The sequence below is a fragment of the Rhizobium herbae genome (genome assembly GCF_019511375.1).
Lineage (GTDB): Bacteria > Pseudomonadota > Alphaproteobacteria > Rhizobiales > Rhizobiaceae > Pararhizobium > Pararhizobium herbae_A.
Genome location: NZ_JAEUAO010000005.1, coordinates 18,791 through 33,272, shown reverse-complemented (window position 1 = coordinate 33,272; position 14,482 = coordinate 18,791). Strand labels below are relative to the sequence as shown.

Annotated in this window: 17 protein-coding genes; 4 read left to right on the top strand and 13 right to left on the bottom strand. The window is 61.3% G+C overall.

The window, feature by feature from the left end; genetic code table 11:
- Positions 1-297 precede the first annotated feature (297 nt).
- From ahcY to JNB71_RS19250, 6 genes are all read right to left on the bottom strand, one after another.
- Complete coding sequence (ahcY, locus tag JNB71_RS19275; RefSeq protein WP_220373418.1) at positions 298-1,698, bottom strand: adenosylhomocysteinase; 1,401 nt, start codon at positions 1,696-1,698, stop codon at positions 298-300.
- A 224-nt stretch (positions 1,699-1,922) separates the two neighbouring features.
- Positions 1,923-2,240, bottom strand: a complete 318-nt coding sequence (locus tag JNB71_RS19270) for an HPr family phosphocarrier protein (protein WP_220373417.1) — start codon at positions 2,238-2,240, stop codon at positions 1,923-1,925.
- Positions 2,209-2,610, bottom strand: a complete 402-nt coding sequence (locus tag JNB71_RS19265) for a PTS sugar transporter subunit IIA (protein ID WP_018327133.1) — start codon at positions 2,608-2,610, stop codon at positions 2,209-2,211. Before JNB71_RS19265 ends, JNB71_RS19270 begins: the two co-directional genes overlap by 32 nt.
- 145 nt (positions 2,611-2,755) lie before the next feature.
- On the bottom strand, positions 2,756-3,223 hold the full coding sequence (locus tag JNB71_RS19260) for an HPr kinase/phosphorylase (RefSeq protein ID WP_220373416.1): 468 nt from the start codon (positions 3,221-3,223) through the stop codon (positions 2,756-2,758).
- Entirely contained in the window at positions 3,220-5,001 is a 1,782-nt protein-coding gene (locus JNB71_RS19255) for a sensor histidine kinase (RefSeq protein WP_220373415.1), read from the bottom strand. The genes JNB71_RS19260 and JNB71_RS19255 overlap by 4 nt, the downstream gene beginning before the upstream one ends.
- A gap of 167 nt (positions 5,002-5,168) precedes the next feature.
- Positions 5,169-5,900 (bottom strand): response regulator transcription factor, encoded by a 732-nt coding sequence (locus JNB71_RS19250; RefSeq protein WP_220373679.1) that lies wholly within the window; start codon positions 5,898-5,900, stop codon positions 5,169-5,171.
- A gap of 339 nt (positions 5,901-6,239) precedes the next feature.
- Here JNB71_RS19250 and JNB71_RS19245 point away from each other — a divergent pair, with 339 nt between their 5' ends.
- From JNB71_RS19245 to JNB71_RS19225, 4 genes are all read left to right on the top strand, one after another.
- Positions 6,240-7,850, top strand: a complete 1,611-nt coding sequence (locus tag JNB71_RS19245; RefSeq protein WP_220373414.1) for a phosphoenolpyruvate carboxykinase — start codon at positions 6,240-6,242, stop codon at positions 7,848-7,850.
- 139 nt (positions 7,851-7,989) lie between these two features.
- A complete protein-coding gene (gene arfB, locus JNB71_RS19240) occupies positions 7,990-8,424 on the top strand; it encodes an alternative ribosome rescue aminoacyl-tRNA hydrolase ArfB (protein WP_220373413.1) in 435 nt (144 codons plus the stop codon).
- A gap of 76 nt (positions 8,425-8,500) precedes the next feature.
- The gene (locus JNB71_RS19230; RefSeq protein ID WP_223215926.1) at positions 8,501-8,998 is read left to right on the top strand and encodes a hypothetical protein; all 498 of its coding nucleotides are present in this window, start codon (positions 8,501-8,503) and stop codon (positions 8,996-8,998) included.
- Positions 8,999-9,006: 8 nt separating this feature from the next.
- Positions 9,007-9,618: an alpha-ketoglutarate-dependent dioxygenase AlkB family protein gene (locus JNB71_RS19225; RefSeq protein ID WP_220373412.1), complete on the top strand. Its 612-nt coding sequence runs from the start codon at positions 9,007-9,009 to the stop codon at positions 9,616-9,618.
- A 3-nt stretch (positions 9,619-9,621) separates the two neighbouring features.
- Here the strand turns inward: JNB71_RS19225 and coaA are convergent, their stop codons facing one another.
- The 7 genes from coaA to hisB form a co-directional block, all read right to left on the bottom strand.
- The gene (coaA, locus tag JNB71_RS19220; RefSeq protein WP_220373411.1) at positions 9,622-10,617 is read right to left on the bottom strand and encodes a type I pantothenate kinase; all 996 of its coding nucleotides are present in this window, start codon (positions 10,615-10,617) and stop codon (positions 9,622-9,624) included.
- Between the two features lie 7 nt (positions 10,618-10,624).
- Complete coding sequence (locus JNB71_RS19215) at positions 10,625-10,939, bottom strand: phosphoribosyl-ATP diphosphatase (protein WP_220373410.1); 315 nt, start codon at positions 10,937-10,939, stop codon at positions 10,625-10,627.
- A gap of 18 nt (positions 10,940-10,957) precedes the next feature.
- Positions 10,958-11,734, bottom strand: coding sequence for an imidazole glycerol phosphate synthase subunit HisF (hisF, locus tag JNB71_RS19210; RefSeq protein WP_220373409.1), 777 nt, complete (start codon positions 11,732-11,734; stop codon positions 10,958-10,960).
- A 67-nt stretch (positions 11,735-11,801) separates the two neighbouring features.
- Positions 11,802-12,545, bottom strand: coding sequence for a 1-(5-phosphoribosyl)-5-[(5-phosphoribosylamino)methylideneamino]imidazole-4-carboxamide isomerase (gene hisA / locus JNB71_RS19205; protein WP_220373408.1), 744 nt, complete (start codon positions 12,543-12,545; stop codon positions 11,802-11,804).
- Between the two features lies 1 nt (position 12,546).
- Positions 12,547-13,197 carry an imidazole glycerol phosphate synthase subunit HisH gene (gene hisH, locus JNB71_RS19200; protein WP_220373407.1) on the bottom strand — a complete coding sequence of 217 codons (651 nt, stop codon included), beginning with the start codon at positions 13,195-13,197 and terminating at the stop codon, positions 12,547-12,549.
- Positions 13,197-13,670: a DUF2628 domain-containing protein gene (locus JNB71_RS19195; RefSeq protein WP_220373406.1), complete on the bottom strand. Its 474-nt coding sequence runs from the start codon at positions 13,668-13,670 to the stop codon at positions 13,197-13,199. The genes hisH and JNB71_RS19195 overlap by 1 nt, the downstream gene beginning before the upstream one ends.
- A gap of 26 nt (positions 13,671-13,696) precedes the next feature.
- Positions 13,697-14,305 carry an imidazoleglycerol-phosphate dehydratase HisB gene (hisB, locus tag JNB71_RS19190; protein ID WP_220373405.1) on the bottom strand — a complete coding sequence of 203 codons (609 nt, stop codon included), beginning with the start codon at positions 14,303-14,305 and terminating at the stop codon, positions 13,697-13,699.
- Positions 14,306-14,482: the final 177 nt, after the last annotated feature.

Below are 14,482 nucleotides of genomic sequence, written 5' to 3'. Positions count from 1 at the left end.
GTCCCTGCAGCGATTCCGCTTTGAGGAACTACGCAGTCGTAAAGGTTGCCAATCGCCACCTCGTGCTCAATCGAAATCCCGTCAGGGACGGACCTCGTTCAATTCCGATTGCAGTCCGGCATGTCTCGGGCTGCCTGCCGCTGACGGCAAGACATCCCTGCGCGACGCTGATTACGAATCATTGTCCCAAAAACATACGCTTTCGGCGATTCGTCTGGAAGGGCGAGGCAAAAAAAGAGGCCGCGATCTCGTGTCAAGATCGCGGCCACCATATATTGTGGATGATCCGGGTAAGGATTAATAGCGGTAGTGTTCAGACTTGAACGGGCCTTGCGGCTTCACACCGATATAGTTGGCCTGTTCTTCGGAAAGTGTCGTCAGCTTGGCACCGAGCTTGGCGAGGTGCAGGCGGGCGACCTTTTCGTCGAGGTGCTTGGGCAGGATGTGGACCTTCTTGTCGTACTGCTCGCCCTTGGTGAAGAGCTCGATCTGGGCCAGGACCTGATTGGTGAACGAGGCCGACATGACGAAGGACGGATGCCCGGTGGCGTTGCCGAGATTGAGCAGGCGTCCTTCCGACAGAAGAATCATGCGGTTGCCCTTCGGGAACTCGATCAGATCGACCTGCGGCTTGATGTTGGTCCATTTCAGGTTGCGCAGGGCGGAAACCTGGATCTCGTTGTCGAAGTGGCCGATATTGCCGACGATCGCCATGTCCTTCATCTCGCGCATGTGGTCCATGCGGATGACGTCCTTGTTGCCGGTCGTGGTGATGAAGATGTCGGCGCTCGAGACGACGTCCTCGAGCTGCACGACTTCATAACCGTCCATGGCAGCCTGCAAAGCGCAGATCGGGTCGACTTCGGTGACCTTGACGCGCGCACCGGCGCCGGACAGCGAGGCAGCCGAACCCTTGCCGACGTCGCCATAACCGCAGACGACGGCGACCTTGCCGGCCATCATCACGTCGGTGCCGCGGCGGATGCCGTCGACCAGCGATTCCTTGCAGCCGTACTTGTTGTCGAATTTCGACTTGGTGACCGAATCGTTGACGTTGATTGCCGGGAAGGGCAAAAGGCCCTTGGCATGCAGCTGGTACAGACGGTTGACGCCGGTGGTGGTTTCTTCCGTCACGCCCTTGATCGCGTCGCGCTGCCGGGTGAACCAGCCCGGGGAGGCGGCAAGCCGCTTCTTGATCTGAGCGACGAGGATTTCCTCTTCTTCCGAGGTCGGGTTCGACAGCACGTCTTCGCCGGCTTCGGCACGGGCGCCGAGCAGGATATACATGGTGGCGTCGCCGCCGTCATCGAGGATCATGTTGGAGACGCCGCCATCGGCCCACTGGAAGATCCGGTCGGTGTAGGTCCAGTATTCCTCGAGCGTCTCGCCCTTGACGGCAAAGACCGGAACGCCGCTGGCGGCGATCGCCGCGGCGGCATGGTCCTGGGTGGAGAAGATGTTGCAGGATGCCCAGCGGACTTCCGCGCCGAGCGCAACCAGCGTCTCGATCAGAACGGCCGTCTGGATGGTCATGTGCAGCGAACCGGTGATACGCGCGCCCTTCAGCGGCTTCGTTGTGCCGAATTCCTCGCGGCAGGCGATAAGGCCCGGCATTTCGGTCTCGGCAATGGTGATTTCCTTGCGGCCGAAATCGGCAAGGCCGATATCCGCAACCAGATAGTCGTTCGTCGTGCTCATGAAGCTCTCCGGGCTTGAGGCCATGCACCGGGTCTAGTGACGATGATCCGGGCAGGCAGCTGAAATTCGCACTTCCGGCACAGGGCCCGAAGTTTGGCTCTCAACTAGCAGGATTCATGAAAGGGAGCAACAGGACATAAAGAAGTCTTTATATCTTTATGTCTCACGAGCGGGTGGATTTCCGATCGAACGCGGAACCGGCTCGTCGGAACAAAAGAGCAAGCTCAGATCTCTTCGCCGAACTTGTCGGCGACCAGCGCGTCGAGGGCGTCGAGCGCTTCCTGGGCCTGGCGGCCGCTGGCGACGACGGAGATCGAACAGCCGGTGCTGGCGGCCAGCATCATCAGGCCCATGATCGACGTCCCGCCGACGGTCATGCCGTCTTTCGACACGTGAACCTCGGCGTCGTAGCCTTCCACCGTCTGGACGAACTTGGCCGAGGCGCGGGCGTGCAGCCCTCGCTTATTGATGATCAGCAATTCGCGGGAAAGGGCCACGGCGGCGACTTCGCTATTTGCCACTGAGGACACGGCTTGCGACATTGATATACTTCCTGCCTGCTTCGGATGCTTCGACGAGTGCCTTGTCCATGTCGCTTTCGCCGCGCACGCCGGCGAGCTTGATCAGCATCGGCAGGTTGACGCCGGCGATGACCTCGACGGTGCCGCTCTGCATCACCGAGATCGCCAGATTGGACGGGGTGCCGCCGAACATGTCCGTCAGGATGATGACGCCATTGCCCTCATCCGCCGACAGGACCGCTTCCAGGATATCCTGGCGGCGTTGATCCATGTCATCCTCGGGGCCGATGCAGACCGTCTCGATCGACTTTTGCGGACCAACGACATGCTCAAGCGCATGACGAAACTCTTCAGCCAGCTTGCCGTGTGTGACAAGCACAAGTCCGATCATGGTGTCTCCGCTCCAACTGCATCTGCTAATCGTCGATGGTCCAGATATCGCAATGCAGCAATTTCGTCCACCTTCGGGGCGGCCATCTTGGCAAGGAAAAGGCGAAGTGCAAGTTAAAAATCCAGAAATGCTGCTTTTGAAGGCATCATTGCCCTTGAAAACCGGCATTTCGAGGCAAAATAAGCCGCAAAATTTCGAAGGAATTCAAGCCCTCGCCAAAGGGAAGCCGCAGCAGTGGCAAAAAATTGCCTGCGGGAAGGGCAAATACCTCGTTTTCGGGCGGCAGGCGCGGTTCAAACGGCGATTTGACCGGCTGAATGGCGAAATCGATGACGGCAGCGGGTATGGTCTCGATGCTCACGATGCCGGCGCCGCGAATCTCCGCCAGACCGGCGATGGATGCGGGTCTGCGGGCGACAATCCTGCCATTTCTAGCGGCGATCAGCACCTGATCGTCCGATATGAGCGCGCCAAACAATCCGCTTGCTCGTGCGGCCGCTACACAGGAAAGCGCAAGAGCCGTCTTGCCCATGCCCGAGGGACCGACGAACAGGAAACCGCGGGTCCCGAGAACGGCGGCCGTGGCGTGAATATTGACCGCCTCCTCCGTCATGTGTTGGTCTCGACCGGTAGCGACAGGATGAAGCGCGCTCCGACGACCTTGCCGCTTGCGTTCGTCATATTCTCGGCCTTCAGAGTGCCGCCATGGGCTTCCGCGATCTGGCGCGAGATCGACAGTCCAAGGCCGGAATTCTGCCCGAAATCCTCACCTTCCGGCCGATCGGTGTAGAAACGTTCGAAGATCCGGTCGATGTCTTCCGCCTGGATGCCGGGGCCGTTGTCCTCGACATAGATGAGGCAGCGGCTGCGGGTTCGCGTCAGGCGCAGGATGATACGGCCACCTTCCTCGGGCACGAATGAGCGGGCGTTTTCGATGAGATTGGTGATGATCTGGCCGATGCGAAGTTCGTAGCCGGCGACATCGAAGCGGGCCTTCGGATTGTCCTTGCGCTCGACGACGAAACTGAGCTGCACGGGTTTCTTCCCGCCGCGGATCTGCCGGGAAATATCGACGAGATCGCCCACCAGCTTCTCCAGGTCAATGGCCTTGGCGTCGCTGCGGGCAAGCTCGGCGTCGAGCCGAGACGCGTCGGAGATGTCGCTAATCAGGCGATCCAGGCGGCGCACGTCGTGCTGGATCACATCCATCAACCGCTTCTTGGAATCGTCGGTGCGGGCAAGCGGCAGGGTTTCGACGGCACTGCGCAGCGATGTCAGCGGGTTCTTCAGCTCATGGCTGACATCGGCGGCGAAATTCTCGATCGCGGCGATGCGGTCGTACAGCGCCGTGGTCATTTCGCGCAGGGCAACCGAAAGGTTCCCGATCTCGTCCTGGCGGGAGGAAAAGTCCGGGATTTCCTCGCGCTCCTTGGCGCCGCCCCGCCGCACGCGAATGGCCGCAGCCGAGAGGCGCCGCAGCGGATTGGCGATCGTGCTCGACAGGAGCAGGGAGAGGATGACGTTGACGAGGGCTGCGACACCGAAGACGCGGATGATGGCCAGCCGCTCGGCATGAACGATCTTGTCGATATCGCCGGCCTGGGTCGACAGAAGAAGAACGCCGAGCACGGCGCGGAACCGCTGCACCGGAACGGCGACAGAGACGATCAGCTCGCCCTTTTCGGTGACGCGCACGACGGCGCCGCGAACGCCGGTCAGCGCATTCATGACCTCCGGATAGATGGAGCCGTTGCCGCCTGGCGGTTCCTTGTAGAGCGGCAGGTTGCCGGGCTGCAGAATACGGTTGAACCAGGAGTTCAGCCGTTCGGACCACGTCGCCGATTCCGGTTCGATCGGCGGCAGGTCGAAGCGCAGCACCTGTCCGCCGGTATAGAGATGGCGTGAATCCAGCAGCAGGTCGGCATCGGCATCGAACAGGCGGGCGCGGGTGCGGGTCGGCGAGATCAACCGCCTGAGAACGGGCGCGACGCGCTCCTGATTGATCGGAAACTCGAGGTCCTCGTCGCTCGGCAGCGGCGTGATGCTCTGCCCTGCCTGCAGTTCCAAGAGCTTTTCCGGATCGATGGTGATCGAGTTGGTATCGACGGAAGCGGAAGCCGCGATGGCGCCTGCGATGATCTCGCCTTGCGTCAGCAGGCTTTCGACGCGCGCATCGATCAGGCCCTCGCGAAACTGGTTCAGGTACATGATGCCGCCGACGAGGACGACGAGCGCGACGAGATTGAAGAACAGGATGCGGCGCGTCAGGCTCGAAAACACCGCATTGCCGAAGATGCGGCGTATCAGCGTGAAGGGATGCGCCCACTTTCGGTCGGACGCGGTTCTCGCGTCGCTGTCTTCCACATCGATGTTTCGCAAGACTTCGACCAAGCCTTCAACTCCCGCTCGCGCGGCTCCTGCATATCAACGGATATGGCTATTATGGCGAAAACCGTTTGGGGTTCGCTCCGGCGCGGAGCCGTATCATACAGTTCCGCGACAAGCCATGCCAGTGTCGGCCGCGGCGCCGGCGCGCGTCCGTGTCAGCTTGGCGTTCGTCAGGCCGATTCGCGGAAGCGATAGCCGACGCCGTAAAGCGTCTCGATCATGTCGAAGTCATTGTCGACCATCTTGAACTTCTTGCGCAGCCGCTTGATGTGGCTGTCGATCGTGCGATCGTCGACATAGACCTGCTCGTCATAGGCCGCGTCCATCAGGGAATCGCGGCTCTTTACGACGCCGGGGCGCTGCGCCAGCGAATGCAGGATGAGGAATTCGGTGACCGTCAGCGTGACCGGCTCGTTCTTCCAGGTGCAGGTGTGACGTTCCTGGTCCATCGATAGCTGGCCGCGTTCCAGCGAACGCGCCTGCACATCGGCGGCGGTCTTGGCGGTGCCGCCGGAATTTGCCGCAGCCGCGGCTTCGCGGTTGGCCGAGCGGCGCAGGATCGCCTTGACGCGTTCAACCAGCAGTCGCTGCGAGAAGGGCTTGGTGATGAAATCGTCGGCGCCCATCTTCAGGCCGAACAGCTCGTCGATCTCCTCATCCTTGGAGGTCAGGAATATCACCGGAACATCCGATTTCTGGCGCAGGCGGCGCAAGAGTTCCATGCCGTCCATGCGTGGCATCTTGATGTCGAATATGGCCAGTTGCGGCGGCCGGGCAAGCAGGCCGTCAAGGGCCGAAGCACCGTCGGTATAGGTTTCGACCTTGTACCCTTCGGCTTCCAGCGCAATCGACACCGAGGTCAGGATGTTCCGGTCGTCATCGACAAGTGCAATCGTCTGCATCGTATAGGGCTCCACCATTTCACTTCGCCTCCGAGGCCAGCCCGGCTATCCGGGGCCATGCTGCGGTACGACGCGTTCTTGAGTATAAAGGTGGAACAAATTGTGGCGAAGTGAAATGCAAAAGCAATGCGACGGTTGCAGGAAGCGCGATTTCGCCGAAGAAACGGGCCGCAGAAAGGGCTGATTCAACCGATTAAAAAAGCAATAAATTCCTTTAAATCGATTAATATACTGAAATTATTATATTTTTTGAGACAGCAACCTTGTCTTTTCCAGCCGCGCCTTTTAATGTCACGAACATTCTACTTTTATCGGCAAACCACGGAGGAAAGCTGAACCATGAAGGAACTCGGCATTCGCAACCCATCCCTTGGGCTGGAATCAATCGGTTTCACCAACCTGGACATGGTTCGGTATAACTTTGGCACTGCTGAACTCTATGAGGAAATCCTGCGCCGCGGCGAAGCGCAGCTGACCGCGCACGGTGCCGTGCGGGCGCTGACCGGTCAGCATACGGGCCGTTCGCCCAAGGACAAATTCGTCGTTCGCGACGCCAATACGGCGAACGAAATCTGGTGGGACAACAACAATGCGATGTCGCCGGAACACTTCGAGCTCCTGCACCAGGACATGCTCGATCATGCTAAGGGCAAATCGCTCTACGTTCAGGACCTGATCGGCGGCGCCGACACGGAAAACGCTCTTGCGACCCGCGTCGTTACGGAATTCGCCTGGCATTCGCTGTTCATCCGCAACCTGCTGATCCGTCCGGAAAAGGCAGCGCTCATCACCTTCGCGCCGAAGCTGACGATCATCGACCTGCCGGATTTCAAGGGCGATCCTGCCCGCCATGGTTGCCGCACCGAAACCGTGATCGCCTGCAATTTCACCAAGGGAATCATCCTGATCGGCGGTACATCCTATGCCGGCGAGATGAAGAAGTCGGTCTTTACGATGCTCAACTATCTGCTGCCGGCGAAGCGGGTAATGCCGATGCATTGCTCCGCCAATGTCGGCCCGGAGGGCGACTCGGCGGTCTTCTTCGGTCTTTCGGGGACTGGCAAGACGACGCTTTCTGCCGATCCGAAGCGCACGCTCATCGGTGATGACGAGCATGGCTGGGGCGAGGACGGCATCTTCAATTTCGAAGGCGGCTGCTACGCCAAGACCATTCGGCTGTCGGCCGAAGCCGAGCCGGAAATCTTCGCAACGACGCGCCGCTTCGGCACCGTGCTCGAGAACGTCGTTCTCGACGAGAACCGCGTGCCGGATTTCAACGACGGCTCACTGACCGAAAACACCCGCTGCGCCTATCCGTTGGACTTCATCCCGAATGCCAGCAAGACCGGCACTGCGGGCCATCCGCGCACGATTATCATGCTGACAGCGGATGCCTTCGGCGTGATGCCACCGATCGCGCGGCTGACTCCGGATCAGGCGATGTATCACTTCCTCTCCGGTTACACCGCCAAGGTGGCGGGCACCGAAAAGGGCGTGACGGAACCGGAAGCGACCTTCTCGACCTGTTTCGGCGCACCCTTCATGCCGCGCCATCCGTCCGAATACGGCAATCTCCTGAAGACGCTGATTGCCGAGCATGGCGTCAATTGCTGGCTGGTCAACACCGGCTGGACCGGGGGCGCCTATGGCACCGGAAGCCGCATGCCGATCAAGGCGACGCGGGCACTGCTTGCGGCGGCACTTGACGGCTCGCTGGCATCGGCCGAATTCCGCACGGACGGCAATTTCGGCTTCGCCGTGCCTGTGGCCGTTCCCGGCGTCGACGGCAAGATCCTCGATCCGCGCTCGACCTGGAGCGACGGCGCCGCCTATGACGCGCAGGCCACCAAGCTGGTGGATATGTTCGTTGCAAATTTCGCCAAGTTCGAAAACCATGTTGATGGCAGCGTCCGCGATGCTGCCCCGGGCACCAAGCTCGCTGCGGAATAAAAAAGACAGGCGGACTTAAATCGCCGGCTATGATTCACGTGAAACCCGGCTTGAGAAGGCCGGGTTTTCGTCTGTCTGGCGCTTCATGCGTTTTCAACTTCGCCATCCTGTGAGATAGAGCGGAGGAAGGAAGAACGTCATGGCCAGCGATCCGCTTTACATCAACGACAACATCGTCATCGCCGGCTGGGAGCTGACGGAGCAATTCGTGCTGGCTGGCGGTCCGGGCGGGCAGAACGTCAACAAGGTCTCGACAGCCGTCCAGCTTTTCTATGGAATCAAGGCATCGCCCGCCTTGCCGGAGCGGGTGCGCAACAATGCGATCAAGCTCGCCGGTCGCAAAGTGTCAAAGGACGGTGTCCTGATGATCGAGGCAAGCCGCTTCCGCAGCCAGGAGCGCAATCGCGAGGATGCGCGCGAGCGGTTGAAGGAGCTGATCCTCAAGGCGGCGGAGCCCCCGCCGCCGCCGCGGCGAAAGACCGGGCCGACGAAGGGTTCGATCGAGCGCCGCCTGAAGGAAAAGACCGGGCGCAGCGAAGTCAAGAAGATGCGCGGCCGTCCCGAAAACGAATGAGCGCATCTTACACGCCGGCCTTGTTTTTGCGCCTCACCGCACGCTGCCAGGCTGGAGCCATAAAGGGAGAAATGCCATGGGTCTGTTCAGCTTTATCAAGAATGCCGGAAAGAAATTCGGCATTGGCGGTGATGACGATGCGCCCAGGGCAAATCGACTGTTTCTTTGCTTTGCCCTCGTGGCGGCATGGAGCGGAACCGCGCTGGGCCAGCCGTTTCGTGAGCCGGAAAAGGGATCGGCGGAGCGGGCGGCGATCCTCGATACCCTTCGTCCCGCCGTTGAAGCGGAGATGCGCGGACCAGTCGAATTCGTGGTGACGACGATGCGCGTATCGCCGAACTGGGCGTTTGTGCAGGTCGAACCGCAACGGCCGGGCGGCGGTGCGATCGATCCGGAAAGAACCGGTTTTGCGGGAGAATCCGACATGATGGACGGACTGACGGTCTATGGCCTGGCGACCTTCCAGTTCGGTCGGTGGAATCTGATCGATCACATGGTCGGCCCGACGGATGTCGGTTATGCAGCCTGGCAGCAGCGCTATGGCGTGCCGCCCGCGGTGCTCGGCCTGGAATAGGCTTTTCCATGCGCAGCCTGCCCCAGGGTATTCGCCATATCCCCGGCTTTCTCGATCGCGAGAAGCAGGAAGCGATGGTCGAGAGTATTCGCGCCATCGTCGCGGAGGCTCCGCTGTTTGTGCCGGCGATGCCCAAGACCGGAAAGCCGCTGTCCGTGCGGATGACCAATTGCGGCGCGCTCGGCTGGGTGACGGACAGGGAGCGCGGCTATCGTTATCAGCATGAGCACCCCGTTACCGGCAAGCCATGGCCGCCGATGCCGGCCGTCCTTCTCGACATCTGGCGCGCGGTTTCCGGCTCGCCCAAGGAACCAGAGGCCTGCCTCGTCAACTTCTATGCCGGGGATGCCCGCATGGGCTTGCATCAGGATCGCGACGAGCAGGATCTTGAGACGGCGGTCGTGTCCATTTCGCTCGGCGATAGCTGCCTGTTTCGTGTGGGCGGGCGGGAGAGACGTGACAAAACCCTGTCGTTCAAGCTATCGAGCGGGGATGTCGTCGTGCTGGGCGGCGAGGGGCGCCTTGCGTTCCACGGCGTCGATAAGATCTACCCCAACACCTCGACGCTGCTGAAAAACGGTGGCCGCATCAACCTGACGCTTCGCCGGGTCACCGTCTGAGCCTTACAGTTTGCGCAGCGCCACCGTCTCGGTGAGGTGATTGGGGCCCTTCTGCAGGATGAGGTCGGCCCGCGGCCGGGTCGGCAGGATGTTCTGGCGCAAATTCTTCAGGTTGATGTTGTGCCAGAGCCCTTCGGCGATCGAGAGCGCTTCCTCCTCGCTGACCTCGGCATAGCGCTTGAAGAAGGAATCCGGATTGCGGAAAGCTGTCTGGCGCAGGCGCATGAAACGATCGACGTACCAGCTGTGGATCAGGCTTTCCTCGGCGTCGATATAGATCGAGAAATCGAAGAAATCCGAGACCATCGGAACGATCTTGCCGTCTGCCGGCAGGTTGCGCGACTGCAGCACGTTGATACCTTCGAAAATGAGGATATCAGGCCGATCGATGACCTGGAACTGGTCCGGCAGCACGTCATAGGTCAGGTGCGAATAGCTTGGCGCCCTGACGTTCGGCTGGCCGGCCTTGATCGCCGACAGGAAGCGCAGGAGCGCGCCTATGTCATAGCTCTCGGGAAAGCCCTTGCGGTCCATCATGTTTTCCCGAAGCAGCGTCGCATTGGGAAAGAGGAAACCGTCGGTCGTCACCAGATCGACCTTCGGGCTGGATGGCCAGCGCGAGAGAAGTTCGGCGAGAATACGGGCCGTGGTGGATTTTCCGACGGCGACCGAACCGGCAATACCGATGACGAACGGCGTTTTTGCCTCGCCCGACATGCTGAGGAAACGCTGCCGCTGTGCAAACAGCATCTGCGAGGATTCGACATGGGCCGACAGAAGCCGCGACAGAGACAGGTAGATGCGCCGGACTTCGTCGAGATCGACGGGGTCGTTGAGCGAGCGCAGCCGCTGGACCTCGTCGGCCGTCAGCGTCAAGGGCGTGTCGGCGCGGAAGCGGGACCATTCATCGGCCGAGAAGAAACGATAGGGGGAATAGTCGGTGTTGCCGAAATGATCCGGAATGTCGGCCGGTCCCCGGTCTTTTGCCGCGATGGTCATGAACTGTCTACCGGCTCGCCTTTTCCTGGAGGCCCGACTGGCTGGTGCGCCGTTCGAGCTCGCTCATCACATCCTGCAACGGAACATCAGCAATTTTCAATACGACCATAAGGTGATAGAGCAGGTCGGCGCTCTCCGCGACCAGATTGGCGCGATCGTTGCTGATTGCGGCGATCACGGTTTCCACCGCTTCCTCGCCCAGCTTCTTCGCCGCCTTCGCCTGGCCATGGGCAACCAGTTTCGCCGTCCAGGAGTTCTCCGGCGACGCCGTGGCACGCTCGGCGACGATCGCCTCGAGGCTGGAAAGGGAAAAGTCGCTCATCTGTTTCCGTCCTGCCGCTCAGTCCAGCCGCATGGCGATGCCATGCTCTGCCATATAGCGCTTGGCCTCGCCGATGCTATAGGTGCCGAAATGGAAGATCGAGGCGGCAAGTACCGCCGTTGCATGCCCGTCGCGAATGCCTTCCACCATGTGGTCGAGATTGCCAACGCCGCCCGAGGCGATGACCGGCACGGAAACGCGGTCGGCAATGGTGCGGGTGAGCGCAATGTCGTAGCCGGTCTTCTGGCCGTCGCGGTCCATCGAGGTCAAGAGCAGCTCGCCGGCACCGCGCTCCACCATCTTTTCGGCAAAGCCGACAGCATCGATACCGGTCGCCTGGCGTCCGCCATGGGTGAAGATTTCCCAGCGGTCTTCCTCGCCGGGCTGCGAGACCTTCTTGGAATCGATCGAGACGACGATGCACTGGTTGCCGAACTTGTCGGCCGCCTCGGCGACGAAATCAGGATTCTTCACCGCGGCCGAGTTGATCGAGACCTTGTCGGCGCCGGAGAGCAGCAGCTTGCGGATATCGGCAACCGTGCGCACGCCGCCCCCGACGGTGAGCGGCATGAAACAATGGTCCGCAGTCCGCGCCACGACGTCGAAGATGGTGTCGCGGTTGTCCGAGGAGGCGGTGATGTCGAGGAAACAGAGTTCATCGGCACCGGCGGCATCATAGGCCTTGGCCGATTCGACGGGGTCGCCGGCATCGATCAGGTCAACGAAGCTGACGCCCTTGACGACGCGGCCGTCCTTGACGTCCAGGCAGGGGATGACACGGGCCTTGAGGGTCATAGGACGGCCTCCTTCCTGGTTTGCGCGTCCTTGACATTGAGGCAGGGGATGACACGGGCTTTTGAAGTCATGCCGCTTTTCCTTTCGCGCTGCGAATGAGCGCCAGCGCCTCGGCCGGATCGATGCGCCCGTCATAAAGCGCGCGGCCGGAAATGGCGCCTTCGAGTTTCACTGCGTCGGGTTCAAGCATGCGGCGGATATCGCCCATCGAGGCAAGGCCGCCCGACGCGATGACCGGGATCGATACTGCGTCTGCCAGCTCCAGGGTCGACGCCCAGTTGATACCAGTGAGGATGCCGTCGCGATCGATATCAGTATAGATGATTGCCGAAACGCCGGCTCCCTCGAATTTCCTGGCCAGCTCGATGACGCCCAGTTCCGAGGCCTCCGCCCAGCCTTCGACCGCCACCTTGCCGCCCTTGGCATCGATGCCGACGGCGACCTTGCCCGGGAATTTCCGGCAGGCCTCGATCACCAGCGCCGGGTCGCGTACGGCAACGGTGCCGAGAATGACGCGCGCAAGCCCGCGCGACAGCCAGTTTTCGATATGATCGAGCGTGCGGATGCCGCCGCCGAGCTGCACCGGATTTCTGGTCGCTTTGAGGATCGCGTCGACGGCCGCCCCGTTGACCGTCTCGCCGGCAAAGGCGCCGTTGAGATCGACCACATGCAGCCATTCGAACCCCTGGTCCTCGAACGCCTTCGCCTGAGCGCCGGGGTCCGGATTGTAGACGGTCGCCTGTTCCATGTCGCCGAGCTTGAGGCGCACGCACTGGCCGTCTTTGAGGTCGATGGCGGGAAAAAGGATCATGTCAGGGCTTCCAGCGCAGAAAATTCGAGATGAGGGCGAGGCCGAGCGTCTGGCTCTTTTCCGGATGGAACTGCGCGCCCGCCTTGTTGCCTTTCGCGACGAAGGCGGTCACCGCGCCGCCATAGGCGGTGGTCGCAACCAGATCGTCCGGGTTGTCGACGGCGAGATGGTAGGAATGAACGAAATAGGCGTGCAGGCCGTCCTCGCCGGTCCTGATGCCGGCAAACAGCGGATGCGGTTTCATCAGCTCCAGCGTGTTCCAGCCGATCTGCGGGATCTTCAGCGTGGGATCGGTTGGCACCATCTCGACGACGTCGCCCTTGATCCAGCCCAATCCTTGCGTCGTTGTCTTTTCAAGGCCGCGCGACGACATCAGCTGCATGCCAACGCAGATGCCGAGGAAGGGGCGGGCGGATTTTTCGACCGCTTCCGTCAGGGCCTCCTGCATGCCCTCGACGGCGTCGAGACCACGGCGGCAGTCGGCATAGGCGCCGACGCCGGGCAGGACGATACGGTCCGCGCTCGCGACGCGGTCGGCCTTGTCGGTGAGCTCGATCTCGGCGTCCAGGCCGGCTTCACGCGCTGCACGCTCGAATGCCTTGGTCGCCGAGCGCAGGTTGCCGGATCCATAGTCGATGATCGCAACGCGCATCAGCGTTCTCCATAATTCTCAAACAGTCCGAAAGCCGTGCGACCTTCGGATTTTGCCGTCGTTTGTGGTAGCGCCGGGGGCTGCCACCCGGAATCGCCCGGCGCATGCGCAGCCGTTTCGTGGTCGTAGATCATTTCGGCAAGGGTCAGATCATCGGTCGCGATGACCGACTGGAGCGTCCAGCCGTCAGCTTCCAGACGCCGGGCAACAAAGGCCGGACCTTCGAGGGCGACCAGAAGGCGCAGTGCCAGCTCGATCAGCAGCCCTGCCAGCATGGCGCGGGGCTCGGAGGTGAGAATTGCCACGATCGACTGCAGGATTACAACGACAATGCCGGCAATCCACTGCCGCTTGAAGAGCAGCCAGATCGCCGGGAAGAGGAAGGCAATCCAGGAAAACTTGTCGGCAATGAACCGCGCATCCTCATCATTTTTGAGGGCGGCGGGCGGTGTCAGGACCAGATAGGAGGCCATATCAGCCAACTTTCAAACTGGGCGGGTCAGACCAGCGTTCCCTTGGTGGAGGGAACGCGGCCCGCCTGGCGCGGATCGATCTCTGTTGCCGTGCGAAGCACGCGGGCAACGGCCTTGAAGCAGGTTTCGGAGATATGATGGTTGTTCGCGCCGTAGATGTTCTGCACATGCAGCGTGATGCCGCCATGCTGCGCCAGCGCCTGGAAGAACTCGCGCACCAGTTCCGTATCGAAGGTGCCGATCTTCGGCGCCGAGAATGCGACGTTCCAGACAAGGAACGGCCGGCCGGACACATCCACGGCGGCGCGCGTCATCGTCTCGTCCATGGCAAGGTCGAGCGAAGCGTAGCGGGTGATCCCGCGCCGGTCGCCGAGCGCCTTGGAGAGGGCCTGGCCGATGGCGATGCCGGTGTCTTCCACCGTGTGGTGGTCGTCGACATGCCGGTCGCCGTCGGCGACGATGTCCATGTCGATCAGCGAATGGCGGGAAAGCTGTTCCAGCATATGGTCGAAGAAGCCGACGCCCGTCGAAATGCGCGATGTGCCGGTGCCGTCAATGTTGACGGTCACGGCAACCGAGGTTTCGTTGGTCTTGCGCGAAACGCTGCCGGTGCGCGTGGCTTGCTGGTCTGCCATCAGGTTCTCCCAACTGTCATAGAGCCGCTCCATATCAGGCGGTGGGCGAAATATCCAGAAGCGCCGCCACGATTCTCGCGGGCGCGAGGTGGGCCGGACTTGTTATGATAGCCGGCGCGATACGGGCTATTTGCAATCGGCAAAACCGCTCTTACATAGGCTTCAACCAGGACCGAT